Below are 25,993 nucleotides of genomic sequence, written 5' to 3' on the forward strand. Positions count from 1 at the left end.
TCAGGCGTCTCGAAGCCGCGGCGCGAGGAACTCGGCGACCGCCTCTCCCACGTCACCGGCCCGCCCGACGAAGAAGTGGTCGGACTCGAACGCCACCGTCTCGATTCCCAGTTCCGCAGCGCGCTCGACGACGGGCTCCCAGTCCGCGGTCGAGTCGCGCGTCGCGTAGAGGATCCGGACCGGCACGCCCAACTCGGTGAGGTCGTCGAGCGCTTCGACCGCGTCCACGTCGGGGTTCAGGCGCGCGGTCGGCGCGAGCGCGCAGACACCCGCGAGGTCGGGACGGGACGCGGCCGCGACGAGCGCGACGGTCCCGCCAAACGAGAAGCCGAACAGCCCGACGCGGTCGTAGCGCTCGGCGGCCCACGAGACCGCCTCGTCCGCGTCGGTGCTCTCGCCGTACCCCTCGTCCCAGTCGCCGTAGTCGAACCGGAGGCAGTCGACCCCGCGGTCGGTCAGGGCGTCGCTCGCGGCCACCAGTCGCTCGTCGCCGCGGTGGCCGCGCTGCTGGGGGTGCGGCGGGCAGGCGACGACGACCGCGTCGGCGCGGGAGCCGTCGCTCGCGGCGGTGTCGAGGGTGGCGCGCACGTCGCGGCCGCCGGGGATCAGGACTGTGTCGCTCACGGGTGCGGTGGCGTCTCGTCAGGGGCCTCAGGGCACCTGCGTCACGCGGTCGACGTCGTCGAGTTCGGCCAGATCCGCCACGAGCGCCTCTTGGTCGACGTTCGCCTCGTAGTAGAACACGATGTCGAACGCGCCGTCCCGCAACAGCTGTTGACACTCCCAGACGAACGCCTCGTCGTCGAGCGTCAGCCCCTGAAACTGGTTCGACGAGAAGTCCGTGTCGTCGTTGCCCGCCTCGATGTACGTCTCGCCTTTCCCAGCGTGGTCGGCGATGACCTCGTTGGCGGCGACCGTCAGCTCGTGCATCTCCAGGTCCTGCTGGCCGTCGAGGGTCGTATGGACGATACAGCCCAGCAGCTCGATGTCGCCCGGCTCCAAGAGGGCCTTCGTGCGGGTGTACAGGTCCGAATCGACGGTCTCGCTCATGGCCGATCGTTTCGGCTCCCGTAATAAACGGGTGACGGTTCTCGCGGCGGATCGGACGCCCGATGAACCCGCGTCTCAGCGCCGGAGCGACACGACCACGTCGCCGCCGGTCGCGTCCGACTCGACCAGTCCGTCGTCTGCGAGGTCGTCGACGAGTCCGCAGAGCCGCTTTCGGACGTGTTCGTCGCTGGGCGCGTCGAACGCGCAGTTACTGCGGGACGATGTGTCCGATAGAGGTATCATTCGTCAGCGAGGGAAGCGACGTACTCTTCGAGCGTCTCATAGACCGGATCGAAATCGGGGAGATCCGCAACCAGATCGGGAAGTGTGTTCTGCCACCCGTCACGGATTTCGTCCCGTTTCTCTCTGGGAAGTCCATCCCGGAGATCGATGTCCAGACCGTCGTGCTCACACTTCCGTGAAAATGCGGGGAAAATAACCGAATCGTCGATGTCGGCCTCCGTAATCATCCGATACAGGTCGTAGTAGTCACGAGCCTGTGATCGCTGATAGAGCGCTCGCAACTTCTCAGCGAAGATCTCCTCCAAGCTGTACGCGGTCAACTCGAATTCGGGGACATCCTCGTAACTGTGACGATGGTCTAGCGAGGTGAACGCGACGTACTCGTCGATCATAACGTCCAGGCTCGTCGTGTTCTTGTGACCGAGAACGGCGTTGTACTGGATATTGATATCGACGTAGTGCGTCGGATACGCTTCTTTCTGTAATTTGCGGTGTTTGGTCACCTCGAAGTCGATGCCAGAGGCTCTGGCAGCGTCCTCCAGTGCGCCTTGTAACTCCGCTTCGCTCCCCCCGTAATTCCCTCTGACACCGAAATCAAGATCTTCCGAATAGCGCCACGTCTCCGGGAAGTACAACTTGCTGAGCGCAGTCCCGCCTTTGAACAGCAGATTATCGCCGTACGGACTCGTGTAAATCGCCCACAGGATCCATGAATTGACGTAGTTCTTCTCCGCGTAGCCGAGGCGAACATTCAGATCTCTGGCCAGCCGTCGCAGTTGTGCGTCGGAAATCACTATGAGAAGCCCCCCGGGAGGAACGATTCGGGACCGACGTTCAGGCGGAGTTGGTACGTGCTGTCGCGGGTTCCCGTCGCTTCTCTCGTCGGATCGAGCAGCGGGTACCCGGTCGTGAATTCGCCGACGAGCTCGTCGTACTCCGGAAGATCGATGTCCAACTGGTCGGCGAGATAGACGGTTCGTTTCGTCGCAGCACCGTTCCCAACTCGCCGCAGGTACTCGACGACTCGTTCCCACGAACAACCCTGTTCGACCGCGTTCTGTATCGCCTTGGCAAGCTCTCCGATACCGCCACAGAACTCCGGATGGTCGGCGCAATCGACCAGCGTCTTTTCGATACTCGAAATGTTCACCTGATTCGACCCGACCGCAGTCGGTTGATAGCCGAAGAACTTCTGGTCGGTGACTGACACTGGTCGATACGTGACCCCGTGGATTTCGCGGTCCTGAGCGCGCTCTGTCGTCACGATGTACACCGTGCGGGACATCTGCTCTGTAAGCCCGTGATGATTCATCGCACTCCAGTACCCGATGTACATCGGCTCCACGAGTGCAGACGCGATCACGAACTCGTGTTCGGTATAGACGGCGTTTTCGCCCGCAGCGAGTGGCAAGATGAGATATTTTCCGTGCGCGATTCGCTCAAGCCAGCCTTTCTCCTTGAGCGTATACGCCATGTCCTTGGCCGACTTCCGGGGGATGTCAAGGACGTCCACGAGGTCATTGATGGTGATGATCTGTCGGTCCTCGCTTGCGAGCCGTGACAGTGCTCGTGACTCACGTGTCGACAGACTCTTTCTTTGATTTTCTTCCTCGTTTGTAGGCTCCATAGCCGCTCAGTGTACATAGAATCTAAATCCGAACGGGAATAAAGGTGCCCGTTGATATCTAGTTTGATGAATGTCGTGTCGTTGGACGCTCAGCGTACAGAGACTCTAAGTTAGATATGAAATAAAATATCCCTCCTCGTTTGTAGGCCGTTCAGCGGATCTGAATCAGACTACTGGAGGCGAGCGGTTATCTGGTCGTTCCCTTCCTCGATCTGGACGAGACCGTCGTCAGAGAGGTCCGAAAGCAGACTTCGCAGCCACTCCCGGCCGTGTTCGCCGTCCGGAGCGTAATCCACGCGGATCCGATGACCGAGCGTGTCCAGCCCCATCTCGTCGTGTTCGCCGAGCAGTCGCACGATCCGCCCGCGGAACTGCCGCCGGCTCCCCTCGAAGCTCGGCTGTTCGGGCACGTCGGGCGCGGTGAAATCACCGGTCTGGTAGGCGTGACACCACTCGCGCCACGGGCAGCCCGCCTCGTCGCATCGAGGCTTCTTCCCGCAGGCGACGCCGCCGAGTTCCATGACCGCGTTGTTCCACACCCGCGACTCGCCGGCGGGCATGAGCCGGGACGCGACCCGCTCGAACGCGTCGTCGTCGTCCGGCACGTCGAACGCGCGGTACAGCACTCGCTTCACGTTGGTGTCGACGACCGCGTCGCCGTCGTTGAACGCGAACGACGCCACCGCGTTGGCGGTGTACGGCCCGACGCCCATCAGCTCCCGCAGTTCGTCGGGCGTCTCCGGGAACGCGCCGCCGTACTCGGTCTCGACCTGCTCGGCGGCCTCGTGGAGGTACTTCGCACGGTTGTTGTACCCGAGCGAGTGGTCCGACCAGAAGGCGACCACGTCGGCGCGGTCGGCCGCGGCCAGATCAGCGCTCGTCGGCCACTCGTCGAGGAAGTCCTCCCACGCCGGCACGACGCGGTCGAGCTGGGTCTGCTGGCTCATCACTTCGCTGACGAGGATCTCGTAGGGATCCTCCGTGCCCCGCCACGGGAACGCCCGGTGGTCGGCCTCGTACCAGTCGACGAGCGCGTCGCGGACCGCGTCGAGGTCGGCCGGGAGGTCCGACACCTCCTCGTCACCGCCGACCTCGACGTCGTCGTCCGCGGTCGCGCCGTCCGAATCGCTCATACCTCCGGTCCGGCCGGCGGCGGTTTATCGGTGCTGGTCGCCGTCGGCGCGGACCGCCGTCATCGTCCGCGGATCGCGGTCGGGACCGGGGTACTCCCCGCCGACTGCCTCCGGGTAGAGCTTCGCCGGGTCGAACACCGTCGCGAACGCGCGTGGTTCCCGGACGCTCACGGGCAGGCGGTCCCGAAGCCCGGCGGCGGCCCGCGGCCCGGTCAGCGAGGGGTCGAGGCTCACGACCTGCATCGCGCCGCCGCGGTACGCGGACGCCAGCGCGGGGTGATCGCCCGGCGGCTGGGCGATCGGCTCGCGCCACGTCGCGGCTGCGGCCCGCCAGTCCGCCGCCAACTCCGGGTCCGACAGCGACGCGATCACCGCCTCGGCGTCGTCGAGCAGTCGGTCGCTGGCGACGAGCGTCGTCCACGCGTGCGACCGGAGGACGTCGAGGGCGTCGCGGGCCGCCCCGCCGACGAGGAGGTCTGCCGCAAACACGTCCGCGTCGGCGACGACGCGGGCCGGCTCCGGATCGAGCGGATCGGCGACCGCTCCGTCACCCGCCTCATCCCCCGCGTCGCTCTCGCCGTCTGCGGTCGGTGCCGACCGCACGTCGTCGAGCGCGCGTCGCACGTCCGCCTCGTCGAGGTCGCCGCCGACCGCCGTCGCGCGGTCGAACAGGTCGGCGAAGGTCATACCCGCCGGTCGGTGCCCCGTCGGTATCGTCCTTGCGGCCGCGACGCGACTGGCTCCGCCCGCGCGGCGTCGCCGACCGGCACGCCGTCGCCTCGACCCGGACGTTATCGGTCGCCGCGTCGAACGGGTCGACGTGAGCGACCGACTTCCCGACGATCCTGTCACCGACGACCCGACCATCGCCGTCCCGCAGACGCCGGTCGACGACCTCGATGTCGAGGCGAACGTCGACCGGATCCGGGACCGCGCCGCCGACGTGGGCCCCGCCGTCGACCTCGTCGTCTTCCCCGAGTACGCGCTCACGGGATTCGCGGCCGACGAGCGCCTCCGAGAGGCCGCGCTCCGACGGCAGGAGGCGCGTGCGCGGCTCGAAACGGTCGCAGAGGCGGCCGAAGCAGCCGTGATAGCGGGGTACGCGGAGCGGGAGGAGAAGACCGTGTACAACGCGACCGCGTACGTCCCCGCCCCCGACCGAGCCGCGAGTGACGCCCGCGGGGCGTTCGCCGTCTACCGCAAGCGACACCTGTGGGACGAGGAGAACCAGTGGGTCGAACCGGGGCGCGACCGCGTCGTCGTCGAGACAGCCGCCGGATCGACTGGCCTGTTGACCTGTTACGACCTCAACTTCGTCGCGGAGAGCGCGTGGTTCGCCGAGCGCGCGGTCGACGCGCTGGTCGTCGTCGGGGCGTGGCCCGCCGACCACGTCGCGAACTGGCGGCTCCTACTCCGCGCCCGCGCGCTCGACGGCGTCAGGTGGGTCGTCGGTGCCGGGCGGACCGGAACCGCGGACGGTAAACGAGACGCCGCGGAGGCCGCGTACGCCGGCAACTCCCTCGTCGCCCGACCCGACGGGGCGGTCGCGGCCGAACTGGGCCGGGAGCCGACGACGCTGACCGCGACGCTCGACCGCGACACCCTCGCGGCACAGCGGGACCTCGTCGGGGCCGTGGACGACACGTAGAAAATAATTTTGTTAATCACGAAAGAGTAGTTCCTTCTGTAGGAACCATTAAGTGGGTCGCGCGCGTATGTATAATTGAAATGAGTACCCAGAAGCAGGCCCGTCAACGGTACGGCGACGTTCACGAAAGCGAAGCGCTCCGCGTCCCCGAAGAGAAGGCCGAACAGCTCGTCGACGCGCTCAACAGCGACCTCGCGGCGACGTACGTCCTCTACCACCAGATCAAAAAGCACCACTGGCTCGTCGAGGGCGCGGAGTTCCTCGGCATCCACGAGTACCTCGGCGAGGTCGCGGCCGACCTCGAAGAGGGCGCAGACGTGCTCGCGGAGCGCGCGCAGGCGCTCGGCGGCGTGCCGCTCTCCGGCGGCGCGAACTACGAGGAACACGCCCCGGTGACCCCCGAGGACGCCGACGCCTACGACATCCGCACGTCGCTGGAACACGACCTCGAGATCTTCGGCGACATCACCGAGCAGCTCCGCGAGCACATCCAGCTCGCCAACAACCTCGGCGACTACAACACCGAAGAACAGCTCCGCGAGATCCTCGAAACCGTCGAGGAACACGGTCACCACATCGAGCACTACCTCGAAGACGACACGCTCGTCACGAGCGAGACGCTCCAGTAGACCGACCCCGACGGGCCGCCGACGACGCGATCCGGACGCGATGCCGAGTAATTCCGACGCGATTCCGACTTTTTCGACCGCGCTTCCCGTTCGAAGAGCGCGACTGCCGCGCCGATCGACCGAACTCCGACCGGTTAGTCGAGGTCCGGCGTCCGCTCGCCGGCGGGGATCACGATCTCCAGCCAGTTTTCCTCCGGCGGGAGCGGACAGGAGAACGTCTCGCTGTAGGCGCAGAACGGACTGTACGCGAGGTTGAAATCGACGGTGACTGCGTCGCCGTCGGCGAGGTCCCGCTCTGGCGCGAGCTCCATGTACCGGCCCTGATGGTAGGTCTGTTGGCCGGTCGTCTTGTCGCGGAAGGGGACGAAGATCGCTCCGTCGTCGCCCTCCTGTCGGTACCCGGCGAGCGTTCGTTCCTCGCCGTCGACCTCGAACGCGAAGGTGACGACTCGGAGGTACCGGACCGGGTTGCTCGCGGTCGTCTCCATCTCGACCGGCTCCGGCTCGTCGTGGACGGTGACGGTCGCCTCCACGCGGTAGGCGGGATCCGGCTCGAAGTAGTCGAGCCCGTCGAACTCGTCCCGCTGCTCCGGCGGGATCGGCGACTGCTGGTGTTCTGCGAAGAACTCGTCTTTCTCCCGGCGGTTCGCGCGGAGTCGCTCGGCGTAGTCGTCGCTCATACGCGGGCCGACGGTCGCCCGCGGTTTCAGGCCCGCGGTTCGGTCCTCCTCCCGACCTGCGGCGGCCTCACAGCGCCTGGAGGTCCGCGAGGCAGTCGTCGAGGTCGCGGTTCGACGTCGCCAGCGAGAACCCGTCGACGCGGGCGAGGTCGGCGGCGTGGTCCCACAGATTGCCGTCCTCGATCCCGTGGAGGACGACCGCGTTCGGCGTCGGACTCACGACCCGCAGCGCGACGAGCGGCGACTCCCCGCGGGTCACCCGCGTGAACACGAGCGCGCGGTTCGTCGACTGGCCGTACAGCCGGTAGAACTCCTCGCTCGACAGCCGCGTGATCGCTTGGATCGAATCGATCACCGTGTGGCCGTTCACGTGGTCGTGGTCGCCGCGGACGATCTCCGTTGCGCCCATCGCCTCGTAGAACTCCGCCAATGGGACCGCCGTCGAGTACTCGCGGAGGTCGTGGACGATGTCGCTCTCGAACCCGGCCGAGAGCACCCGGGCGTGCTGGCGGAGCCGGCCGCCGCCGCGCCGCTCGTCGATGTCGAGAAGCCCCTCGACGGTGCGGCGGACGACGCCGATCCCCGGGCTCTCGCGGCGACCGCTCTCGTAGTCGGAGACGACCGACGAGGAGACGCCGAGCTGGTCCGCCAGCTCCGTCTGCGAGACGTCGAAGTCGGTCCGCCACTTCCGAAGGGTCGCCCCCGGGTCGTCGCTGAGCGTTATCTCGCCGGCGATCCGGCGGGAGAGCTCTTCTCGTGCGTCGCTCATACCGCGAGTTGATGACCGAGCGCCGCAAAAGGCTACCGAAAGCGGGGTTCGTCGCGCGTCGACACCGAGGGGTCGGCCACCACCGCCCGCCCGTTCCCCGAACCGGGGTCACTCCAGGTACAGCGAGTAGACGATGACGGCGAAGCCGACAGCCGTGAGGAGGCCGTCGATCGCGATCCCCACCGCGAGGTCGGCTCCGATAATCTGGTGGGAGACGCCGCCAAGCAGCGCCCCGACGGTGACGATGCCGAAGCCGATTCCGAGCTCCCGCAGCGACCGGTCTCCGGTCCGGTCGTACGCGCGGAGCGCGTAGTAGGTGATGCTGCCACCGAGCACCAGGATGGCGGTCTTTGCGGCGATGATCGTCAGGTCGATGTACGGGTTCATGTTTCCTCTCGTAGCTCCGACCACAGGTCGGCCAGTCGCTCGTCTCGAGTCCGTTCCGGCCGAGAGAACTCCACGTCGAACTCGCGGCGGTCCTCGGTGTTCTCCGCGCCGTCGTCGACGGAGACGGTGACGGCGTCGAACGACACCGAGTACCGTGTCGTGTGCTGCCCGTCCCGTCGGATGTCGGTCGACTCCGACAGCAGAGAGGCGTCGGTGAGCTTCTCTAACTTCCGGTAGGTCGTCGACAGGGGGATGTCGCACTCCTCGGAGAGTTCGCTCGCGGTCTTCGGCTCGGTGAGCGCCGCGACGATCCGACGGGCCGCGTCGTCGGCCAGCGCGTCGAGCACCTCGTCGACCGACGGCGGCTCCGGGTCTCGCGACGGATCCCGCACCATGCGTGACGGTTCGGCCCACCGAACTTAAAGGATCGAACTTTCGATCGACGCGAGGACGATTCGATCGCCCGATGGCTGACAGACCGGCGGAACCGGGTCCCACGAGTCCTCCCGTTTTTGTACGGCCGCGGCATATCGCGGTTCGATGGACACGTGGAAGCGTCGCGTGGTGTTGTACGTCGCGTTCCTCGGCACCGTGATCACATTCACCGCGATCACCTACCGGTGGGGAATGCGGGTGTTCGAGAACGACCCGCGCACGCTGATCGAGTCGTTCCAGTTCGCGATCGAGATGTTCACGACGACCGGGTTCGGCGGCGACGCCGCCGACTGGCAGAGCCAGGAGATGCACGCGTTCATCGCCGTGATGGACCTGGTCGGGATGGTACTCCTCATCGGCGCGCTGCCGGTCGTCGCGACCCCGCTCTTGGAGTCCGCGTTCTCGACCACCGTCCCCCGGTCGCTACAGGACGACGTGACGGGGCACGTCGTCGTCTGTTCCGACACCACGCGCTCCGACGCGCTCCTAGACGAGTTCAAGTCCGAGGGCGTTCCGTACGTGGTCGTCGAGCCGGACCCCGACCGCGCGCTGGTGCTGTACGAGAACGGACACAGGGTGGTCCGTGCCGATCCAGAGACGACCGCGGGGCTGGAAGGGGCCCGCCTCGGGTCGGCGCGCGCGCTGGTCACCGACGTCTCCGACCGCGTGGACGCCAGCATCGTCCTCGCCGCGAAGGAGCTGTCGACGGACGTCCGGGCGATAAGCGTCGTCGAGGACCCGAGCCGCGAGCGGTACCACCGGCTCGCCGGGGCCGACGAGGTCCTCTCCCCGCGGTCGCTGCTCGGCGAGAGCCTCGCTTCCAAGGTGACCACGGCCGTGCGGACCGACCTCGACGAGGCGGTCGCGATCGGCGAGTCGCTGCGGATCGCCGAGGTGTCGATCCACCACGGAAGCGGCCTCGCCGGCTCGACGCTCGCCGGCAGCCGGATCGGCGAGCGGACCGGCGTCGACGTGATCGGCGCGTGGTTCAACGGGGCGTTCGAGGCGGCACCGTCGCCGGACGCGACCCTGTCGGCCGGGACCGTCCTGCTCGTCTCGGGGACCGAGGAGCAGGTGGAGCGGCTCGTCGACCTGACCAACTCCGCGGCGCGGCGGTTCGGCGCGGGCGAGACGGTTGTCGTCGGCTACGGACAGGTCGGGAAGACGGTCGCGGACGCGCTCCGGGACGCCGACCTCCCCGTCACCGTCGTCGACCGAGAGGCCGGCGAGGCGGTCGATGTCGTCGGCGACGCCACCGACCCGGAGATGCTGCGGGCGGCCGGCGTCGCCGACGCCCGGACCGTCGTCCTCGCGCTGCCGGACGACACGACCGCGCAGTTCGCGACGCTCGTGGTCCGCGACCTTGCCCCGAACGTGGAGCTGTTGGCGCGGGTCGCGGACCCCGAGAGCGTGCCGAAGATGCACCGCGCCGGCGCGGACTACGTCCTCTCCCTCTCGCTCGTGACCGGGCGGATGTCGGCGTCGGCGGTCCTCACCGACCGGGACGTGCTCTCCTTGGACACGCACGTCGAGGTCGTCAGGAGCGAGACGCCGACGCTGGTCGGACGGACGGTCGGCGAGGCGGCGGTCCGCGAGCGGACCGGCTGTACCGTCATCGCGATCGAGCGGGGCGACGAGCTCGTCACCGATGTCGGGCCGGAGACGCGGATCGAGCGGGGCGACGAGCTCGTCGTCGTCGGCACCGACGAGGAGGTCCGCGCGTTCGAACGCGCGTTCGCCTGAGGCCACCGCTCGCACGCGGCGAGCTTCGCCCTCGCATCGAGACGAGTCGAACGCTTCAAGTATTCGCTGGCTGTTCGTATCCGTATGAAAGACCAGGGACGCTCCACGCGCAAGCGCACCGGCGGCCGACTCAAGCACGCCTCGAACAAGAAGCGCCACCAGCTCGGCCGCGAGCCGGCCGAGACCACGGTCGGCGAGACGCGCCTCCAGTACATCGACGCCCGCGGCACGGACAAGAAGGTCCGCGCGCTCTCGACGAACGTCGCGCAGGTCGCCGACGGCGGCGAGGTCAGCGAGGCCGAGATCGAGAACGTCGTCGACAACCCCGCCAACGTCAACTACGCCCGCCGGAACATCGTCACCAAGGGCGCGGTCATCGAGACGTCCGCCGGCCGCGCTCGTGTCACCTCGCGACCCGGCCAGACCGGTCAGGTCAACGCGGTCCTGCTCGAGTAAGTCCGCGGCCGCCTTTCTGAAGGTATTTCTCCCCGCCGCTCCACCACCGACGCGTGTACCTCGGCGTCGACGAAGCCGGCAAGGGTCCCGCGCTCGGGCCGATGGTCGCGGCCGCGGTGATCGCCGACCCCGCGAGCCTCCCGGCCGACGTGGACGACTCGAAGCGGATCGCGCCGGCGAGACGCGAGGCGATGGCCGCGACCCTCGACGAGGATCCCGACGTCGCCGTCGGCGTCGCGCGCGTCGAACCGGCCGAAATCGACCGCCCGGACACCGACATGAACACGCTCACCGTTCGCGGACAGGCGCGGGCGGTTCGCGCCGCGCTCGCCGAACCGTCCGCGGGCGACCTCGACAGACCGGTCCGCGTCGTCGCGGACGCGGGCGACACTAGCGAGGAGCGGTTCGCGCGGCGGCTCCGCGAGTTCGTCGCCGATAGCTCGGACGACGCCGAACCCCTCCCGGGGGTCGACGTGACCGCCGCGCACGGCGCGGACGAGGACGACCCGCTCGTCGGTGCCGCGAGCGTCGTCGCCAAGGTGACTCGAGACGCCGCCATGGCGGCCGTCGACGCCACGTACCCCGACTACGACGACGTCGGGAGCGGCTACCCGAGCGACCCGGCCACCCGCTCGTTCATCGCCGCGTACGTCGGCGACCACGGAACGCTGCCGGACTGCGCGCGCGAGTCGTGGGCCACCTGCGAGGACGCGCTGGCGGCCGCAGAGCAGTCGGCGTTAGACGAATTCTGACGGGAGCGACAACGGGGCGCGAGCGACGGCGGCCCAGTCAGAACAGCCCGCCAATGAGACCGCCGAACGCGCCGACGAACGTCTCCCACACCGAGAAGCCGGTCGCGATCGCCAACACGGTGTCCGCGCCGAAGAAGGCGAAAAGCAGCGCGGACGCGAAGTGCGCGAGCCGCATGTCGACGCTGCCGGCGAACCGGTGGAAGAAGTACGCGTTCGCGAGGCTCACCGGAATGATGGCGAGCATCTCTCCGAACCAGATCGCGGAGGTTGCGCCGTACTGGACCGCCAAGCCGATGGTGACCAGCTGCGTCTTGTCGCCGAACTCCCCGGTCGCGGTGAGCACGAAGATGGGTAGGAAGCCGCCGAGCGACCCGGAGTACCGGTCGAGCCGACCGGGTAGGGAGAGGTCGTCGAACGCCGCCAGCCCGCCGTCGGTACGCTCCGCTTCGGCGCTCGTCTTCGGCGACGGGGCGGAGCGGTACAGCAGGATCGCGAAGACGAAGAACAGCACCGCGGTCACCACGTCCAACGCGATCGGCGGCAGCGCCGACTGGATCGCCTGTCCGAACGCGATCTCGACCGCGGTCCAGCCGGCGAACGCCGATCCCGCGGCGGCGACGACGATCTTGGGGTCGTACTTCGTCGAGAGCCCGGCGATCATCAACTGGACCTTCTCGCCCGGGAGCACCGCGAGCTGGGTGGCGAACGCGATCGCGACGATCTCGACGTAGCCGGTCATGCGTCACCCGCCTCCTGTCTGTCGGTCGCGGCCGCCGAGTCCGCGGCGCGGCGGACGTACACGCGGTCCGCGACCGCCTCCGGCAGGCCGTGTTCGTCCCCGTCGTCGGTCCGGACCGTGACCAGCCCGAACGACGTGACCTCGACGACCTCGACGGTCGTTCCGGGCGTGATCCCCGCGTCGACGAGGAACTCCAACACGTCGGGGTCGCGGTCGCTCACCCGGACGACCGTTCCCCGCTCGTCCGGCTCCAGCGCCGCGACGAGCGTCGTCCCGGCGTCTTCCGGCGTCGACAGGTCCGCCGGGGGGATCGGGTCCCCGTGGGGGTCGGCGGCGGGATAATCGAGGAGGCGTTCGACCCGCCGCGTGAACTCCTCGCTGACGTGGTGTTCGAGCGCGTCGGCCTCGTCGTGGACCTCCGTCGGTTCGTAGTCCAACTGCTCGGCGAGGAACGCCTCGATGAGCCGGTGCCGGCGCACGACCTCCAGCGCGGCGACCTCGCCTGCGGGCGTGAGCTCGACCCCCGTGTACTTCTCGCGGGAGAGCAGCCCGCGGTCGGCGAGCGTCTCCACCATGCTCGTCACGGTCGCGGGCGTCTTGTCGAGCGCCTCCGCGATCTGCGAGGTCGAAACGGGGGGTCCGCTCCGCGATTCGATCCGGTGGATCGCCTTGAGATAGTCTTCGACGGCGTCGGTGGGCATGGACGTTTTTGACCGGTCTAAATTAATAGTTTGTCGGGTGGGCGTCCGGCGCGTGAGGGACGCCGTTTTTCGCCCGGTCCGGACAACGAACGCGGGATTCGCGCCGCTATACGCGACGAAACTGGTCGATCGTCATTGCGACTCGGAGAGGCGACGCGGACGACGGGCGCGACACCCCTCGTCGCGGCGGGAGAAGGGGAACGGAAGGAAGAGCGGAAGGAAGGAGGACGGCGGGAGAAGCGACCCGGGGAAACAAGGACGGCGGAGGCGTTCGGAGCGGGACCGACCCGCTCCGGTCGCCGACTACCTGACCGTCAGCAGGCGGCGGAGGATGTCACCGTACGCGGGGCGGGTGACCAGCACGCCGACCAGCACGCCGAGGATGGTGAAGATGGCGAACCCGGAGAGGTCGCCGAGCGAGAGCACCATCAGCGGCGACATCGCGATGATCGTCGTGGCCGCGGCCGCGCCGATGACCCAGAAGGCCTGCCGGAACCGCGAGTCGAACACGGTCCGGGAGCTCACGTCGCCCTCGCTCATCACCTGGTCGGCGATGATGACGAGGTCGTCGACGCCCGTCCCGACGACCGCGATGAAGCCCGCGATCACCGCGAGTTCGAGCGGGTATCCGAGCAGCGCGGCGAACCCGAGCAGCGCGTACACCTCGGCCAGCGCCGTGACGATCATCGGTAGGGCGACGCGCGGCTCGCGGTAGCGGAGGAACACCATCCCCGCGACGGCGAACACCGAGAGGATCCCGATGACGAGCGAGTACGTCCGGAAGTTCTCCCCCTGCGAGGCCGAGATGGACGAGGAGGTCCCCTCGCCGCTGATGTCGAGGTCGGCCGGGAGCGCGCCGGCGCGGAGGTTCAGCGAGATGGTCTGGGCCTCGCTGAACTCGCCGGTCGTGAGCCGGAACCGACCGGTCTCCGCCCACGATCCGGCACCCATGCTGTCCGCGAGCCCCGAGTCCATCCCGAAGGAGTTGACGACCTCGTCGTTGACGACGAGCAGCAGGCAGGGGTTCCGCTCGCCGGTGAGCGACCCGTTGACGTACTCACACCGGTCGGCCCGGGTGTTGTACGCGTCCGGGAAGCCGCGCTCAACTACGGCGTCCTGGAAGTTGTTGGCCGGGGACTGACCGCTCTCGTCGGTGCTGCGGACCGTGACGGGGACGTACGACCCCGTACCCTGGTCGCTCTGCGTGGCGGTCCCGATCTCGTCGAAGTTCTCCTGGACCAACACTCCCTCGTCGACGGCGGTCTCGTTGCCGTCGGCGTACGCGATGTCGATCCGGACGGTCCCGCGCTCTTCGAGGAGGTCGACCACGTCCTGTCGTCCCTCTCCCGGGACTTCGACGAGGATGAAGTACTCGCCGGTGATCGACTGGACCTGTTGGACGCTGCCGCCCGAGAGTCCCGCCTCGTTGATCTTCCCTTGGATGACGTTCATCGTCTCGTCGCGCGTCTCCTGCGTGACGCCCGAGCGAACGTCGGCGTACTCGTAGCCGCTGGCGTCCATCGCCCGCCTGAACTGGTCTTCGGTGACGGACGGCTCCGTGACCTCCACTGCCCGCTCGCCCGGAACGGCCCCGACGTTCCGCGCCGAGGCGTTGTCGAGTTCGGCCGCCACCGCCTCCGCGACAGTCGCCGGGCTGTCACCCCCGAACGCGACGTCGGTCGCGGTGTATCCCGACAGCGGCGCGCGGATCCGCGTCCCGCCCGCGAGGTCCAGCCCGTACTGGAGGTTCGTGATCCCCTCTCGGGCCTCGCTCGCGTCTTCGCCGGGGGCCGGCTCCGGCCCGAATCCGGGCGCGAACAGCGCCACCGTGGCACCGATCACGACGACGACGAGCAACAGGATCCGCCAGTTCTCCTTGATCGGTTCCAACATTAGCGTTTCACCCCCTCGAACTTGTGCCAGCGAAGCAGTGAGACGTTCATCAGATACGTGTTCATCAGGTCCGCACACAGCCCGACCGAGAGGATGATCCCGATGTCACGGAGGAGACCGATGCCGAACACCGAGGCGACCACCGCCATCACGACCATCGCCGCGATGGAGGTGAGCGTCATCGTCACCCCGGTCCGCATCGCGCGGCTCACCGACTCGTAGAACGCACCGGTTCGGCGCAGCACTGAGTCGTTCAACAGGATGTCCGAGTCGACGCTGTACCCGATGATCATCAAAAGCGCCGCGATCGTTCCTAGCGTCATCTGTATCCCGAGCAGGTTCATCGCCGCGACCGGGATCACGAGGTCGGAGAACGCGGACGCGACGACCGCGAGCGAGGGGACGAACGTCCGGAACAGCGCGAACACGAGTACGCTCATCCCGAGGAAGGCGAGGGCCACGCCGAAGAGGGCGGTCCGCGCGGTGTCGCTCGCGAAGCTCGGCGACACCTGATCGACCGCGGTCGTCGTCAGCCCGGCCGCGCTCGCTTGGTCTTCCAAGTCGTTCGCGAGCCCCTCGGGATCGTCCTCGGACGCTTGGAACGTGACGACCACGACGTCGTCGCCCGGGATCGTGCGGATCGAGTCCGGCTCCCGGTCGAACGCCGTCTGAATCTGCTGTTCGACATCGTCCCCGTCGTCCGCGATCCGCAGTTCGACGCCGCCGGTGAACTCCAGCCCGAGATTCGCCGGGGCCCCGGTGACGACGAACCACCCGCCGATGATCGCCAACGCGAGGACCAGAAACGCGAGCGGCACCGCCGCAAGCTGCCGGTTCGAGTAGTCGGTGTAGTCGACTTCCGGCACCTCGATCGATACCATAAATACCGCTTCCTCCGCGGGCGCGAATAAGCCTTCTTATCTGGTGGGCCGCCGGCGAGGACGGCAGTCCGGCCGCCGGCACTACGGCAGGTATCGGACCGCGACGACTCCCGGCTCCGATCGGATCTCGACGCGGTTCACGCCCAGACGGGCCGCCCGCGAGAGCGTCCCCTCGCGGTCGTCGATCACGTCGGTGACGGCGGCCTCCGTCTCCGACTCCGGCGGTGTCAACACGTGGACCTCGCCGACGCCCGCTCGTGGCTCCCGAGCCAGCTCCCCGGCCGGCGTCTCCGCGGCCAACTCGCGCTCGTGAACCGTCGGCGGCTCCGGGCTCTCTTCGATCGACAGCGGGCGACGCTCCGCGACTTCGATCACCTGATAGGTGACCTCCATCGGTGGGTCGGGTGCGACGGTCGCCTCGACGGCGTCGTCGACGTCGACTCCGGGGTTCGAACTCAGCGTGTGGACCTGCCCGTCGTGGACGTCTTTCAGTACGGCCGAGTCGCTCTCGACGTGCGTGACGAGGAACGTACTCTCCTTCTCGTCGGTCATTGCGTTCCGGTAGACGCTCGGGCGACTTCCGGCTTTCGAGCCGCGGCCGCGCCGTCGACGCCGCGTCGGCCGCCGCCATCTCTCGGTTCGCTACGCCGCGTCAGTCTCCGGTGTCGCCCCGGCGTCCGACCCGCCGCGGAGCCGGAAGTGCGTCGCGAAGACGGCGAGCGCGGCCGCGGCCGGGGGAACGAACCCCGCCAGCTGCGGGAGCGCGTACAGCGCGTTGATCACGGCCGAGCCGCTCGGGTCCCGGAGGTCCGCGGGGGCCGAGATGATCATCGCGAGGTACAGCGAGACGAGGAACAGGAAGCCGGCGACACCCATCCACCGGTCGTAGTCGGCCGCGACGGGGTCGTCCCGGCGGTGGCGGCGGGCGACGAACAGGATCGGAGCGAGCAGCGGGCCGACGGCGGCGAGGCCGGCGACCACGAACAGCGACCGTGAGAAGAGGAAGGTCCCTCCCTGCGCCGAGACGGTCTCGCCCATCCAGACGACGAGCCCGAGCGTGACGACGAGCGCGACGAACCCGGCCGTCAGCGCGCCGAGCGCGGCGTACGCGCGCATCGTCCACGACTCGGTCGCGCGGAACGCGTAGGGGATCGCGCCGAACACCCCGCGGTAGCTGTCTGCCATCGACATCGGTAGGTGCGTCGGCGAATTAAACCCCTCGTCGGCGGGAAGCCATTTATACGCGCGAGCGGATCGCTCTTACGTGGGTCTCTACGACGCGTACCTCGCGACGCGACACCGGCTCCACGACGCCGCGCCGCCGGCGCACGTCGCGCTCGTCGTCACGGAGCGCGACCTCCTCGCCGACGGCGCGTTCGACACGCTGTCGTCGGCGATCGGCTGGGCGTTCGAGTACGGGGCCGAGCGCGTCACCGTCTCCGTCTCTGTCCTCGACCGGGCAGTCGCCCCGACGCTGGTCCGGGAGCTACGGCGGCTCGACGCCCCCGCGGAGACCGTGGTCCGCGGCCCGGACGCCGACGATCCGGCCGAAGAACCCGCTGGCGACGCGCCCGACGGCGACGATTCGCTCGACGTCGGCGACCCGGACGCGCTGGTCCGGATCCTCGTCGGTCTCGGCGGGAAAGCGGAGTTCGCCGGCGCGGTCCGCGAACTGGCGCACGACGTGGCCGACGGGGAGATAACGCCGGAAACCATCGACGAGAGCGACGTCGCCGACCGGCTGTTGTTTCCCGAAGAGCCGGACCTCGTGATCAAGACCGGTGCCGAGCGACTCTCCGACTTCGCCATCTGGCAGTCGGTGTACGCCGAACTCTACTTCACCGACGTGAACTGGCGCGACTTCCGCAGACGTGAGTACCTCCGCGCCGTCTTGGACTACCAGGACAGACAGCGCCGGTTCGGCCGCTAACCGGCTCCGGCGGGTGTTCCGCCCGGCTTACCAGACGAACGTGAAGAGGGCGGTGAACGTCACCAGCGCGCCGACCGTCGAGAGGATCGGCACGACGTTTTGCATCAGCACGACGCGCGCGCTCGTTCCCGGATTGAACAGGTCCGACGCCGACGGGACGTCGCTCGCGTCGCCCTCGCCGATATCAGGCATCTCGTCGGCCGCCAGCGCGCCGACGGAGACCGTCGGCTCCTTCTCGCCGCGGATCCCCTGTCGCACCGTGACCGTGCGCGTCGCGCGCCCCCAACCGAGTCCGACGATCGACATCGTCGCGATGATCACGAAGGAGGCGGGGATCCCGACCGCGGAGAGGCTGATGACGATCCCGGAGGAGACGACCGCGACGACGATGGCGGCCGTCAGCGGCAGGTCGGTGATGTCGTTGCCGAGCGTGTCGAGCGTCCGCCGGGCGATGGTGAACGCGCCCACCGCCACCGCGGCGCTGCCGAGGAGGATCAGCGGCCGTATCTCCACGCCGGCACCCACCAGCGGCGCGATGGCGTTGGCGATGTTCGACGTACCGGAGGCGAACGCCATCAGACAGCCGATCGCGATGACGACGAAGCCGCCGAACAGCTCGCGGCGGGTCGTGTTCGGTCCGGGAACGGGCTTCGGAACCAGTCCCGACCGGTCGAACTCGAACAGCGCGCCCTCGGTGCTGTCTATCGCCACCCAGTCGTTGATCGTCGAGTAGAAGTAGCGTCCCACGATGCCGGAGACCCAGAACCCGATTATCGGGGCGACGAGCCACCAGATCGCGATTTCGCCCATCTCGGCCCAGTTGAGCGTGTTCGTCGCCAATCCCAGCCCGGCGATGGCCCCGACCGCGGTCATCGACGTAGACGCCGGGACGCCGGCGAAATTGCCGACGAACAGCGCGCCGCCGATAAAAAAGAGGACGACGATGCTCGTCTCCAGCGTGAACACGTTCGCGCCCGAGACGAGGTCCTCGCCCAGCGTCGTGACCACCCGCTGGCCCAGCGTTCCAGCGCCGATGAAGAAGAACACCGACATCAGCGCCGCCGCGCCCGACTTCGACAACACGTCCGCGCCTACCGCCGGCCCGAACGCCGGTCCCGTCGTCGCGCCCCCGATGTTGTAGCCGACGAACGCCGCCACCGTGACTCCGACGAGAAGAAGAATCTCTACCATATACGCGAACAGAGTACGCACGCGCGGTTAAACGGATGGGATCCGCCGCCACCGCTGGCGTCGACCGCGACGTCCTCGGCGGCGACCTCAATTCGAGGGCGACGCAGCCGCTGTACTCGGAGATTCTCCTCGCTTCGCTCGGAAAATACACCGGCCGAGATTTGAACTCAGAATCAGACGTGCTCGCTCGCGGTTCGCGGCTTCACCGCTCGCTGTGCGCGACTGATAGCGTTCAAATCACTCTCGGTGATTTCTCTCACTACGTTCGAGAAATGTACCGGCCGAGACCCCCGTGAGCGCAGCGAACGGGAGTCAGGCCGGGGCACGACTGGAAGGAGTGCACCGGCCGAGATTTGAACTCGGGTTGCAACCATGGCAAGGTTGCGTGATACCACTACACTACCGGTGCGTGCTTCGCATCTCGCAGTTGGCCGGAGACTCACTTAAGCTTGTCACATCGAGGCGGCGGTACGGCGGGGTCGCCGCCGCTGTCGTCCCGCTCACTCTCCGTTCCGACGGGCGATCTCCTCCGCGTGGGCGTCGTGGAGGTCGGCGAACGTAGCCGCCTCCACGCGTTCCTGCGTCTCGTCGTCGCGGCGGTCGCGGAGTCGGCGCTTGATCGCCGCGAGCGCGTCGGACTCGCCGGCCGCGATCTCGTCGGCCACCGATCGAGTGTCGTCGACGACGCGCGAGACGAGCCCGGTCCGGAGGGCCTTGTCGGCGTCGAGGACGCGCCCCGACAGCGCGAAGTCGAGCGCGTCGCCCTCGCGCATGACCCGCGGGAGCCTGACCGTCCCGCCCCACGCCCCGAACAGCCCGAAGTCGACGCCCGGCTCCCCGAACGTCGCCCGCGGGGTCGCCACTCGGACGTCGGCCGCCAGCGCCAGTTCGACGCCCCCGCCGCGGGCCGCGCCGTCGATACCGCAGACGACGACCGATCGGGACTCATCGACGGCGGCGGCCGCGCGCTGCCCGCGCCGCGCGAACGCCTCCGGATCGTCGAGGTCGGCGACCGCGTCGAGGTCGGCCCCGGCACAGAAGGCGTCGCCCGCGCCGCGGAGGTACGTCACCGGCGGGACTGACTCGCTGTCCGCCTCCCCCTCGAATATCTCTCGCAGGGAGCGCAGGTCGTCGGGCCGGAGCGCGTTGCGCGCCTCCGGGCGGTCGAGCGTGACGACGCGCACGTCGCCGTCGGTTCGGGTTCGGATCACGGGACGGAATCCCGTTCGTTTCCAAAGGTCTTTGCCCTTCGCTCGTCTACCGAACGACAATGGACGATGCCGCGCGAGCGCGTGACGCCGCGCGCGAGGCGCTCGCGGACGTCGAACCCGAACAGCTCCGCGAGGCGCTCGACTCCCGGCTCGGCGACGCGGCGGTGACTCCCGGCGTGTTGGCGCTAGTCACCGCTCGCGCACTGGAGCCCGAGGTCGACCTCGGCGACGTGGCCGACCGCGCCGCGGGCGTGCAGCTCATCTACGAGGGGCTGCGACTCACCCGCACCGTCGCCCACGAGGAGCCGTGGGTGACCGCGCCGACCGCCGCGGCCGACATCGACGCCGACATGGAGATCCTCGCCGCCGACGTGCTCGTCTCGCGCGGGTTCTCGCTTCTGGCGTGTACCGACGCGGCCCGCCCCGCGGTCGACGTGGTGCGCGCGTTCGGCCGCGACCAGACGCTGCGCGACCGCGAGGGAGTCGACCCCGACGCCGCGGCCGCGCTCGACCGGAATCTGGAGGTCGACGCCCTCGAACTCGCCGTCGTCGCCGGCACCACCGCGGTCGGCGGTGACCCGCCCGAGGAGCTGCTCGCGTACGCCCGCGACCTCGCCGCGGACTGCGACGGCGGGTTCCCGCCCGCAGGCAGCGCGCTCCCGGACGCGACCGCCGACCGCATCGCCGACATCTCGGACCGGGCCGTCAGCGCGACGGACCGGTGAGTCGCGAGGTGACGCGCCGGAGCCGATCCCCCGACGCCGCGCCGCCGAATCGAAACCCCTAAAGTCGATTCCGCGCAACGACAAGTTGCGCCTGGGTAGCTTAGCGGTAAAGCGCGTCCTTGGTAAGGACGAGACCGGGGGTTCAAATCCCCCCTCAGGCTCTTTCTGCCGTACACGCCTTGTACGCACATTTTACGGATTTATCTGTCTTAAACACAACGTGGTCAAAACAGCCTTATTTCACTAAACAGGGCATCCCTTGCCGTATGGCGATTCGGTAAACTGTCAGGACACACAAACAAAGTCGCAAACGGCGACGGGATAGACCTGAAATTGACCGGGAGCGCATCCCTTCAGGGACACCCTGGATTTCGCTAATTAGCGCTCACAGAGAGATGAGTGAAGCGTAGTCAGGAATGTGATAGAACACCCCTCGATGCGGCTATTCACGACGATTACGCGGCAAATGGAGTGCCGCCGAAACGACTATTAGTAAGACCAGCGTATTACGTCTATATGTCCGAAGCGGCCACAAACGACGACGGCGGGGACGACATCGCCACGGTGAATTTCAAACTCACCGAGTCGTTCCTCGAACAGATAGACGATACGTGGCAGGGACGCGGGTTCAACAGTCGGAGCGAGTTCATCCGGTACACGCTTCGGGATGCCGTTGAGTTCCCGACGTTCGACCGCGACGAACTCGTCGCCCTGCTCGAAGCCGAGGAGGACATCCGCGAGGGACGAACGACGAGCGCCGAGGAGGCCCGCGAGCGGTTCGGCACGAGCGATGAGTGACGAGGGGTGGACGTGGGAACTCTCCTCGACGGCCGAAGACGACCTCGACGGACTCTCCCCCGCCGAGCAAGACCGAATACTCGACAAGCTCGATGAAATCGTCTCCTCGCCGTGGCGCGACCCGCCGGACTACGGTGAGCCGCTCCAGAACAGCCCGTACAAGAAGATACGCGTCGGGGAGTTTCGGCTCTCAGTGAGCTTCCGGCAGGACGACGGGCGGCTCGTCGTCGCACGCGTCAAGCGTCGGGGCGGCGCGTACACCGCTGACGACGACTAGGTGACGAAAGGCCCTCGATGTGGGGAGTTACCTTCGGTAAGTACTGGCGAAGCACAGCTCGCTCTGTACAGGCTATGAATTAAGTAGGTTCGCTAAGATTGTATTGCTGCCCTCTCCCAGATGAGTTGGAATATTGCTAATCTTCTTAAAAAGAAAGACGGGAACCGTCCACCAGTAGATATTCTCGGCCTTGTAGCTGGATTGGTGGTGTTTGCAGTCATTTCGTTTTGGTTAGCCTTTCTGGTTCCATTCTCAGGGCCGGCCATTGAAGCGGGAAGCAGCTATCAGATACTTGCCGGCTTACAATGGGTTGTCGCAGGGGCTATATTTATTTTCTTAGCAATTCGAATATATCAGCAGAGACGTATCGGTTGGTATGGGACACTCGCAGTTGCAGTATTCGCATTAATTCGAGCGGCACTTGATAGTTTTACTTTTGGTTTAGTTCCGGTAGTCTATATCGCAATACCGTTGGTTGTAATCATATTCTTGCTGATTCGCCGTGGCCTATTTTTGAACGGATAGTTCACACGCTCTACTTTCCAGCTGATTCACCGCAGTACATCTGAAACGAACGTGGAATCCCCCACTCGATGAAGTGGGGCCACACGTATGAACCGCACCACCCCTCACAATCATGATGTGACGAGTGGGGCAACACTCGCCCGAACACGTTTGTCGATTTCTTGCGTCCTCAGACGGCATACGGGGCCGAATACCCAATTCTTTTATAAGTATGGTTGCTAATAGAGAGATGAGAAGCACGCAGAGTGGATGTTTGCGGCAAAGGTAGCCGCTTTCAGGGCCGAAGGCCACCTCGGTAAAGCAAGTCCTTGGTAAGGACGAGACCGGGGGTTCAAATCCCCCCTCAGGCTTTCGTTATCGTCCACGCCTTCGTGTCCTTGAGAACACGCTTCGCGAAGATTTTTGATTAGCGAAATCGGTGACGCAGTTGCGTTTTCGTGACACGTGATAATCACTAAGTAGCATACTACGATACTGAGACACGTGGCGGACGACTACCTGAGACGTACCGCAATTACCCGCCTAGTGCTCACCGACGAGCAGAGAAAACTGCTCGATACCACTATCTTCGATCGGAAACGCGCCTGTAACATCAGCAGTCGTATCGGATGGAGAGCAGATGAAGCACGGAAGACACGTCTTCAAAAGCTTGCCTACGACGAGGTGCGAGAAGAGACACGTCTCGGGAGCCAACACACGATCCTCGCCACTCACCAAGCCGCAGCGGCACTCGACGGCATCGACGATATCGAATCTCTCAAAGAGAATCATACTACTTCTTGTCCGGAGTTCACGGCAGATACGGCGAAGTACGACACGCGCACGATGACGTTGTTCGATGACGGGACCGTTTCTCTTTCTACAGTCGAAGACCGGGTTCGATGCGAACTCGCGTTGCCCGATGACGAGGACGGATACCAATATCAGTACCTCGACAGCGAGACGTGGGAGGTCACCGAATCCACGCTCTCACGGCGCGATAGAGCCTACTACATTCACCTGGGATTTCGGAAGCCGAAGCCCAAGAAACGGGCAGAGATACGGGATGACACCGAGGACAGGACAGTTCTCGGCGTCGATCTCGGTATCGCCAACATCGCTACCACCTCGACGGCGTACTTCGCATCCGGTGACGAACTCCGGCATCGACACCGGGAGTTCGAGCGGATCCGCGGTAGACTCCAACGGACGGGTACACAGTCCGCACACCGAACGATTCAGCAGATGAGTGGGCGGGAATCACGACACGTCCGGGATACCCTCCATAACGTCGCCAATGACATCGTCGACGAGGCTCTCGAACACGATTGCGAATACGTCGCCTTCGAGAACCTTCGGCACATCCGAGATCGTGCGCCTCGGGTGAAAGAGTTTCACCAGTGGGCACATCGACAGCTCGTGGACATGGTCGAATCAAAAGCGGACGCAGAGGGGCTCTGTGTCGTGTACGTATCACCCGAGAACACGAGTCGACGGTGTCCGGAATGCGGTCACACGAGCAAAGGAAACCGAATCACGCGATCGGAATTCAAGTGTAAATCGTGTGATGAGACGGGGAACGCAGACTACGTCGGCGCGAAGAACGTCGGATTGAGGTACGTCCGTCGGGGCCTACAGTCGTCTCGACGGACGGGCGACAGTCAACTCGCCCTGAAATCAGGAACCGTGACGCCGAATCGGGGATTCGTCCCGAGCGACTGACCGTCGATGGAGGCAGAGTTCACTGACAAGTCTCGCGTCACCACGCGCGGGATGGTTGACATCTCGGCCTAGGCTCATCCTGTTGCACGTCTCTCCGAACTAATATAACGCAATCTTGTTTCTCTCCAATATGTCTTCGTCTGACATGCGCTCGGAGGCTGGAGCTAACTGAGCGATAGCAAAGTTCCAGTCGTAGTTGTCCGCCCACTCTTTCTGATTACTATTCAGCGAATCTTCACTCGCTTTGACTTCCACAAATTTGTGTTCTCCTTCTGGGGTCCATAAAAAGAAGTCAGGTACTCCAGAGCCATAGAGCGCTTCTCTCACACCGGTTGCCCGTTCAATTGCTACGGAAATGTACTGTTGAACAGGGGTGTCACGGTTCATCGGTGTTCGAATGACATTCCATTCTTCATGCGAGAAAATACAAGAAAATGTGAGTTCGATGGGGTTCAGATCAACACTTCCGAGTTCGACGAGAGCGATTTCTAGCACCTGTTTAAATGAAAGTTCCATCACCGGTTCTGGGATCTCGTGGAATTCAATCTCCTGTGTCTGCCAATCTTGTATCGTATATCTAGTTGTGATTTTCATGTGACAGGAGTGTCGCGTTTATAAATAAATGACCTTCCCACAATACCGCTCTGTGACACGATCAGAAGGATGCGATCATGTTATCGCATATGAATTTTCTCGGAGAGGAAACGGTAGAGACAGTCATAGCCGGCTTCGCGCCACCGATGTACGATTACACGGAATCAATCCGGTCAACTGCGAAAGCCCACACGGCTCTCCCCCGACGCCGGATATACCCCGCCGAGTCGCCAACTCCGAGCCGAGATGAGTTCCGAGATGGACGCGTACGTGATAGACGAGTTCGGCGGCCCGGACGCCTTCGAGCGACGGACCGTCGCGGTTCCCGACCCCGACCCGGGCGAGATCCGCGTCGAGGTCGCCGCCTCCAGCGTCAACCCGGTCGACTACAAGATCCGCGGGGGTCACATCCCCGACTTCGCGCCGGCGTTCCCGGCGACGCTCGGCTGCGACGTGGCCGGCGTCGTCGACGCCGTCGGCGAGGACGTCGACGCCTTCGAACCGGGCGACGAGGTGTACGGGATGCCCGGCGGCGCGGGGCGACAGGGCGCGCTCGCCGACTACGTCGTCGGGCACGCGGGAACGTTCGCGGACGCCCCCGAGTCGATCCCGCTCGAAGACAGCGCTGCGCTGCCCGTGGTCGCCCTGACCGCGTGGGAGATGCTCGCCGACAAGGCCAGCGTCGACGTCGGCGACGACGTGCTGGTGTACGGCGCGACGGGCGGCGTCGGCCACGTCGGCGTCCAACTCGCCGACTGGTTCGGCGCGACCGTCACCGCGACCGGATCGACCGAAGAGAAGCGGTCGCTGGCGGCGGACCTCGGCGCTGACGCGACCGTCGACTACACGGAGACGGCGGTCGAGTCGTACGTCGACGCGCACGCCGGCGGCGTCGGCTTCGATCTCGTCTTCGATCCGGTCGGTGACGACCACCTGAACACGGCGTTCGAGGCGGTCCGCCCGTACGGAGCCGTGGTCACGACCGAGTCGAGCGACGCCGACGGCGTCGACCTGTCGCCGATGCACGCCACGTCGCTCTCGCTCGGCGTCGTCCTCGTCATCCACCCGGTGCTGGCCGGGAACGGACAGGAGCGCATCGGGCGGGAACTGGAGACGATCGCCGCGCTCGTCGACAAGGGTGTGGTCGCGCCGCACGTCGACGACCGGTACGCCTTCACGGACGTGGCGGACGCCCATCGCCGCGCCGAGGCCGGCGACTTCGTCGGGAAGCTCCTGCTCGTCAACGAGTAGCCCGCCGGACGAGCGGGTCGACCC

General features: G+C 66.3%; 32 protein-coding genes and 2 tRNA genes. 13 read left to right on the forward strand and 21 right to left on the reverse strand.

Translation table 11 applies throughout. The features are described from left to right. The 7 genes from QOL69_RS01500 to QOL69_RS01530 all read right to left on the reverse strand — a co-directional run bounded on the left by QOL69_RS01500 (position 1) and on the right by QOL69_RS01530 (position 4,740). Complete coding sequence (locus tag QOL69_RS01500; protein ID WP_283401767.1) at positions 1-624, reverse strand: alpha/beta hydrolase; 624 nt, start codon at positions 622-624, stop codon at positions 1-3. Between the two features lie 27 nt (positions 625-651). Next, a complete protein-coding gene (locus QOL69_RS01505) occupies positions 652-1,050 on the reverse strand; it encodes a DUF5778 family protein (RefSeq protein WP_048077635.1) in 399 nt (132 codons plus the stop codon). Between the two features lie 75 nt (positions 1,051-1,125). Continuing rightward, a complete protein-coding gene (locus QOL69_RS01510) occupies positions 1,126-1,293 on the reverse strand; it encodes a hypothetical protein (RefSeq protein ID WP_154018110.1) in 168 nt (55 codons plus the stop codon). Further along, complete coding sequence (locus tag QOL69_RS01515) at positions 1,290-2,087, reverse strand: nucleotidyl transferase AbiEii/AbiGii toxin family protein (RefSeq protein WP_283401768.1); 798 nt, start codon at positions 2,085-2,087, stop codon at positions 1,290-1,292. The genes QOL69_RS01510 and QOL69_RS01515 overlap by 4 nt, the downstream gene beginning before the upstream one ends. Further along, a complete protein-coding gene (locus tag QOL69_RS01520; protein ID WP_048077633.1) occupies positions 2,087-2,920 on the reverse strand; it encodes a type IV toxin-antitoxin system AbiEi family antitoxin domain-containing protein in 834 nt (277 codons plus the stop codon). Before QOL69_RS01520 ends, QOL69_RS01515 begins: the two co-directional genes overlap by 1 nt. 170 nt (positions 2,921-3,090) lie before the next feature. Then, positions 3,091-4,053 (reverse strand): HhH-GPD family protein, encoded by a 963-nt coding sequence (locus QOL69_RS01525; RefSeq protein ID WP_283401769.1) that lies wholly within the window; start codon positions 4,051-4,053, stop codon positions 3,091-3,093. Positions 4,054-4,077: 24 nt separating this feature from the next. Next, the gene (locus QOL69_RS01530; protein WP_283401770.1) at positions 4,078-4,740 is read right to left on the reverse strand and encodes a DUF7384 family protein; all 663 of its coding nucleotides are present in this window, start codon (positions 4,738-4,740) and stop codon (positions 4,078-4,080) included. A gap of 133 nt (positions 4,741-4,873) precedes the next feature. Between QOL69_RS01530 and QOL69_RS01535 the strand changes: the two genes are divergently transcribed. Next, on the forward strand, positions 4,874-5,701 hold the full coding sequence (locus QOL69_RS01535) for a carbon-nitrogen hydrolase family protein (RefSeq protein ID WP_283401771.1): 828 nt from the start codon (positions 4,874-4,876) through the stop codon (positions 5,699-5,701). A gap of 80 nt (positions 5,702-5,781) precedes the next feature. Further along, on the forward strand, positions 5,782-6,330 hold the full coding sequence (gene dpsA / locus QOL69_RS01540) for a DNA starvation/stationary phase protection protein DpsA (protein WP_048077632.1): 549 nt from the start codon (positions 5,782-5,784) through the stop codon (positions 6,328-6,330). A 134-nt stretch (positions 6,331-6,464) separates the two neighbouring features. Here the strand turns inward: dpsA and QOL69_RS01545 are convergent, their stop codons facing one another. The 4 genes from QOL69_RS01545 to QOL69_RS01560 form a co-directional block, all read right to left on the reverse strand. Beyond that, positions 6,465-7,010 carry a DUF1684 domain-containing protein gene (locus tag QOL69_RS01545; protein ID WP_048077631.1) on the reverse strand — a complete coding sequence of 182 codons (546 nt, stop codon included), beginning with the start codon at positions 7,008-7,010 and terminating at the stop codon, positions 6,465-6,467. A 67-nt stretch (positions 7,011-7,077) separates the two neighbouring features. Further along, complete coding sequence (locus QOL69_RS01550) at positions 7,078-7,779, reverse strand: helix-turn-helix domain-containing protein (RefSeq protein WP_048077630.1); 702 nt, start codon at positions 7,777-7,779, stop codon at positions 7,078-7,080. Positions 7,780-7,887: 108 nt separating this feature from the next. Continuing rightward, positions 7,888-8,166: a DUF7521 family protein gene (locus QOL69_RS01555; protein ID WP_048077629.1), complete on the reverse strand. Its 279-nt coding sequence runs from the start codon at positions 8,164-8,166 to the stop codon at positions 7,888-7,890. Then, positions 8,163-8,561, reverse strand: coding sequence for an ArsR/SmtB family transcription factor (locus QOL69_RS01560; protein WP_048077628.1), 399 nt, complete (start codon positions 8,559-8,561; stop codon positions 8,163-8,165). Before QOL69_RS01560 ends, QOL69_RS01555 begins: the two co-directional genes overlap by 4 nt. A 145-nt stretch (positions 8,562-8,706) precedes the next feature. Here QOL69_RS01560 and QOL69_RS01565 point away from each other — a divergent pair, with 145 nt between their 5' ends. The 3 genes from QOL69_RS01565 (at position 8,707) to rnhB (ending at position 11,552) form a co-directional block, all read left to right on the forward strand. Continuing rightward, positions 8,707-10,344: a potassium channel family protein gene (locus tag QOL69_RS01565; protein WP_283401772.1), complete on the forward strand. Its 1,638-nt coding sequence runs from the start codon at positions 8,707-8,709 to the stop codon at positions 10,342-10,344. A gap of 84 nt (positions 10,345-10,428) precedes the next feature. Continuing rightward, positions 10,429-10,800, forward strand: coding sequence for a 30S ribosomal protein S8e (locus tag QOL69_RS01570; protein ID WP_048077627.1), 372 nt, complete (start codon positions 10,429-10,431; stop codon positions 10,798-10,800). Positions 10,801-10,853: 53 nt separating this feature from the next. Then, the gene (gene rnhB, locus QOL69_RS01575; RefSeq protein WP_283401773.1) at positions 10,854-11,552 is read left to right on the forward strand and encodes a ribonuclease HII; all 699 of its coding nucleotides are present in this window, start codon (positions 10,854-10,856) and stop codon (positions 11,550-11,552) included. Positions 11,553-11,589: 37 nt separating this feature from the next. Here the strand turns inward: rnhB and QOL69_RS01580 are convergent, their stop codons facing one another. The 6 genes from QOL69_RS01580 to QOL69_RS01605 all read right to left on the reverse strand — a co-directional run bounded on the left by QOL69_RS01580 (position 11,590) and on the right by QOL69_RS01605 (position 16,951). Beyond that, positions 11,590-12,291, reverse strand: a complete 702-nt coding sequence (locus QOL69_RS01580; protein WP_048077625.1) for a TMEM165/GDT1 family protein — start codon at positions 12,289-12,291, stop codon at positions 11,590-11,592. Further along, positions 12,288-12,992 carry a metal-dependent transcriptional regulator gene (locus QOL69_RS01585; protein WP_048077624.1) on the reverse strand — a complete coding sequence of 235 codons (705 nt, stop codon included), beginning with the start codon at positions 12,990-12,992 and terminating at the stop codon, positions 12,288-12,290. The genes QOL69_RS01580 and QOL69_RS01585 overlap by 4 nt, the downstream gene beginning before the upstream one ends. A 303-nt stretch (positions 12,993-13,295) precedes the next feature. After that, positions 13,296-14,885, reverse strand: a complete 1,590-nt coding sequence (locus QOL69_RS01590) for a preprotein translocase subunit SecD (RefSeq protein WP_283401774.1) — start codon at positions 14,883-14,885, stop codon at positions 13,296-13,298. Beyond that, the gene (gene secF, locus QOL69_RS01595; protein WP_283401775.1) at positions 14,885-15,766 is read right to left on the reverse strand and encodes a protein translocase subunit SecF; all 882 of its coding nucleotides are present in this window, start codon (positions 15,764-15,766) and stop codon (positions 14,885-14,887) included. Before secF ends, QOL69_RS01590 begins: the two co-directional genes overlap by 1 nt. Before the next feature lie 81 nt (positions 15,767-15,847). Next, entirely contained in the window at positions 15,848-16,318 is a 471-nt protein-coding gene (locus QOL69_RS01600; RefSeq protein WP_283401776.1) for a DUF5812 family protein, read from the reverse strand. Between the two features lie 90 nt (positions 16,319-16,408). After that, complete coding sequence (locus QOL69_RS01605; RefSeq protein ID WP_283401777.1) at positions 16,409-16,951, reverse strand: DUF8056 family protein; 543 nt, start codon at positions 16,949-16,951, stop codon at positions 16,409-16,411. Between the two features lie 79 nt (positions 16,952-17,030). On the opposite strand from QOL69_RS01605, the gene QOL69_RS01610 reads away from it, so the two are divergent. Further along, a complete protein-coding gene (locus QOL69_RS01610) occupies positions 17,031-17,696 on the forward strand; it encodes an undecaprenyl diphosphate synthase family protein (protein WP_283401778.1) in 666 nt (221 codons plus the stop codon). 27 nt (positions 17,697-17,723) lie between these two features. Here QOL69_RS01610 and QOL69_RS01615 read toward each other — a convergent pair whose 3' ends face one another. The 3 genes from QOL69_RS01615 to QOL69_RS01625 all read right to left on the reverse strand — a co-directional run bounded on the left by QOL69_RS01615 (position 17,724) and on the right by QOL69_RS01625 (position 20,098). Continuing rightward, positions 17,724-18,887, reverse strand: coding sequence for an inorganic phosphate transporter (locus tag QOL69_RS01615; protein WP_048077619.1), 1,164 nt, complete (start codon positions 18,885-18,887; stop codon positions 17,724-17,726). A 338-nt stretch (positions 18,888-19,225) separates the two neighbouring features. Next, positions 19,226-19,296 (reverse strand) — tRNA-Gly (locus QOL69_RS01620). A gap of 91 nt (positions 19,297-19,387) precedes the next feature. Beyond that, on the reverse strand, positions 19,388-20,098 hold the full coding sequence (locus QOL69_RS01625; RefSeq protein WP_283401779.1) for an enoyl-CoA hydratase/isomerase family protein: 711 nt from the start codon (positions 20,096-20,098) through the stop codon (positions 19,388-19,390). Positions 20,099-20,157: 59 nt separating this feature from the next. Between QOL69_RS01625 and QOL69_RS01630 the strand changes: the two genes are divergently transcribed. The 6 genes from QOL69_RS01630 to QOL69_RS01655 all read left to right on the forward strand — a co-directional run bounded on the left by QOL69_RS01630 (position 20,158) and on the right by QOL69_RS01655 (position 24,124). Next, the gene (locus QOL69_RS01630; RefSeq protein WP_283401780.1) at positions 20,158-20,823 is read left to right on the forward strand and encodes a DUF7114 family protein; all 666 of its coding nucleotides are present in this window, start codon (positions 20,158-20,160) and stop codon (positions 20,821-20,823) included. 89 nt (positions 20,824-20,912) lie between these two features. Continuing rightward, positions 20,913-20,984: transfer RNA gene (locus QOL69_RS01635), tRNA-Thr, on the forward strand. Positions 20,985-21,339: 355 nt separating this feature from the next. Next, positions 21,340-21,621 (forward strand): ribbon-helix-helix domain-containing protein, encoded by a 282-nt coding sequence (locus QOL69_RS01640; protein ID WP_008307424.1) that lies wholly within the window; start codon positions 21,340-21,342, stop codon positions 21,619-21,621. After that, positions 21,614-21,898, forward strand: coding sequence for a type II toxin-antitoxin system RelE family toxin (locus QOL69_RS01645; protein ID WP_283401781.1), 285 nt, complete (start codon positions 21,614-21,616; stop codon positions 21,896-21,898). Before QOL69_RS01640 ends, QOL69_RS01645 begins: the two co-directional genes overlap by 8 nt. 120 nt (positions 21,899-22,018) lie before the next feature. Then, entirely contained in the window at positions 22,019-22,423 is a 405-nt protein-coding gene (locus tag QOL69_RS01650; RefSeq protein ID WP_283401782.1) for a hypothetical protein, read from the forward strand. A 483-nt stretch (positions 22,424-22,906) separates the two neighbouring features. After that, positions 22,907-24,124: an RNA-guided endonuclease InsQ/TnpB family protein gene (locus QOL69_RS01655; RefSeq protein ID WP_283401783.1), complete on the forward strand. Its 1,218-nt coding sequence runs from the start codon at positions 22,907-22,909 to the stop codon at positions 24,122-24,124. 99 nt (positions 24,125-24,223) lie between these two features. Here QOL69_RS01655 and QOL69_RS01660 read toward each other — a convergent pair whose 3' ends face one another. Beyond that, entirely contained in the window at positions 24,224-24,718 is a 495-nt protein-coding gene (locus QOL69_RS01660; RefSeq protein WP_048077608.1) for a VRR-NUC domain-containing protein, read from the reverse strand. Positions 24,719-24,964: 246 nt separating this feature from the next. Here QOL69_RS01660 and QOL69_RS01665 point away from each other — a divergent pair, with 246 nt between their 5' ends. After that, complete coding sequence (locus QOL69_RS01665) at positions 24,965-25,969, forward strand: zinc-binding dehydrogenase (protein WP_283401784.1); 1,005 nt, start codon at positions 24,965-24,967, stop codon at positions 25,967-25,969. Positions 25,970-25,993: the final 24 nt, after the last annotated feature.

Origin of the sequence: Halorubrum sp. DM2 (genome assembly GCF_901686465.1) — an archaeon.
GTDB lineage: Archaea > Halobacteriota > Halobacteria > Halobacteriales > Haloferacaceae > Halorubrum.

Bases quoted from the DNA above. Each gene is read 5' to 3' on its own strand.
- QOL69_RS01505 (WP_048077635.1), bottom strand. From the start codon at position 1,050: ATGAGCGAGACCGTCGATTCGGACCTGTACACCCGCACGAAGGCCCTC.
- QOL69_RS01510 (WP_154018110.1), bottom strand. From the start codon at position 1,293: ATGATACCTCTATCGGACACATCGTCCCGCAGTAACTGCGCGTTCGAC.
- QOL69_RS01520 (WP_048077633.1), bottom strand. From the start codon at position 2,920: ATGGAGCCTACAAACGAGGAAGAAAATCAAAGAAAGAGTCTGTCGACA.
- QOL69_RS01525 (WP_283401769.1), bottom strand. From the start codon at position 4,053: ATGAGCGATTCGGACGGCGCGACCGCGGACGACGACGTCGAGGTCGGC.
- QOL69_RS01530 (WP_283401770.1), bottom strand. From the start codon at position 4,740: ATGACCTTCGCCGACCTGTTCGACCGCGCGACGGCGGTCGGCGGCGAC.
- dpsA (WP_048077632.1), top strand. From the start codon at position 5,782: ATGAGTACCCAGAAGCAGGCCCGTCAACGGTACGGCGACGTTCACGAA.
- QOL69_RS01545 (WP_048077631.1), bottom strand. From the start codon at position 7,010: ATGAGCGACGACTACGCCGAGCGACTCCGCGCGAACCGCCGGGAGAAA.
- QOL69_RS01550 (WP_048077630.1), bottom strand. From the start codon at position 7,779: ATGAGCGACGCACGAGAAGAGCTCTCCCGCCGGATCGCCGGCGAGATA.
- QOL69_RS01555 (WP_048077629.1), bottom strand. From the start codon at position 8,166: ATGAACCCGTACATCGACCTGACGATCATCGCCGCAAAGACCGCCATC.
- QOL69_RS01560 (WP_048077628.1), bottom strand. From the start codon at position 8,561: ATGGTGCGGGATCCGTCGCGAGACCCGGAGCCGCCGTCGGTCGACGAG.
- QOL69_RS01565 (WP_283401772.1), top strand. From the start codon at position 8,707: ATGGACACGTGGAAGCGTCGCGTGGTGTTGTACGTCGCGTTCCTCGGC.
- QOL69_RS01570 (WP_048077627.1), top strand. From the start codon at position 10,429: ATGAAAGACCAGGGACGCTCCACGCGCAAGCGCACCGGCGGCCGACTC.
- QOL69_RS01580 (WP_048077625.1), bottom strand. From the start codon at position 12,291: ATGACCGGCTACGTCGAGATCGTCGCGATCGCGTTCGCCACCCAGCTC.
- QOL69_RS01585 (WP_048077624.1), bottom strand. From the start codon at position 12,992: ATGCCCACCGACGCCGTCGAAGACTATCTCAAGGCGATCCACCGGATC.
- QOL69_RS01590 (WP_283401774.1), bottom strand. From the start codon at position 14,885: ATGTTGGAACCGATCAAGGAGAACTGGCGGATCCTGTTGCTCGTCGTC.
- secF (WP_283401775.1), bottom strand. From the start codon at position 15,766: ATGGTATCGATCGAGGTGCCGGAAGTCGACTACACCGACTACTCGAAC.
- QOL69_RS01600 (WP_283401776.1), bottom strand. From the start codon at position 16,318: ATGACCGACGAGAAGGAGAGTACGTTCCTCGTCACGCACGTCGAGAGC.
- QOL69_RS01605 (WP_283401777.1), bottom strand. From the start codon at position 16,951: ATGGCAGACAGCTACCGCGGGGTGTTCGGCGCGATCCCCTACGCGTTC.
- QOL69_RS01615 (WP_048077619.1), bottom strand. From the start codon at position 18,887: ATGGTAGAGATTCTTCTTCTCGTCGGAGTCACGGTGGCGGCGTTCGTC.
- QOL69_RS01630 (WP_283401780.1), top strand. From the start codon at position 20,158: ATGGACGATGCCGCGCGAGCGCGTGACGCCGCGCGCGAGGCGCTCGCG.
- QOL69_RS01640 (WP_008307424.1), top strand. From the start codon at position 21,340: ATGTCCGAAGCGGCCACAAACGACGACGGCGGGGACGACATCGCCACG.
- QOL69_RS01645 (WP_283401781.1), top strand. From the start codon at position 21,614: ATGAGTGACGAGGGGTGGACGTGGGAACTCTCCTCGACGGCCGAAGAC.
- QOL69_RS01650 (WP_283401782.1), top strand. From the start codon at position 22,019: ATGAGTTGGAATATTGCTAATCTTCTTAAAAAGAAAGACGGGAACCGT.
- QOL69_RS01660 (WP_048077608.1), bottom strand. From the start codon at position 24,718: ATGAAAATCACAACTAGATATACGATACAAGATTGGCAGACACAGGAG.
- QOL69_RS01665 (WP_283401784.1), top strand. From the start codon at position 24,965: ATGAGTTCCGAGATGGACGCGTACGTGATAGACGAGTTCGGCGGCCCG.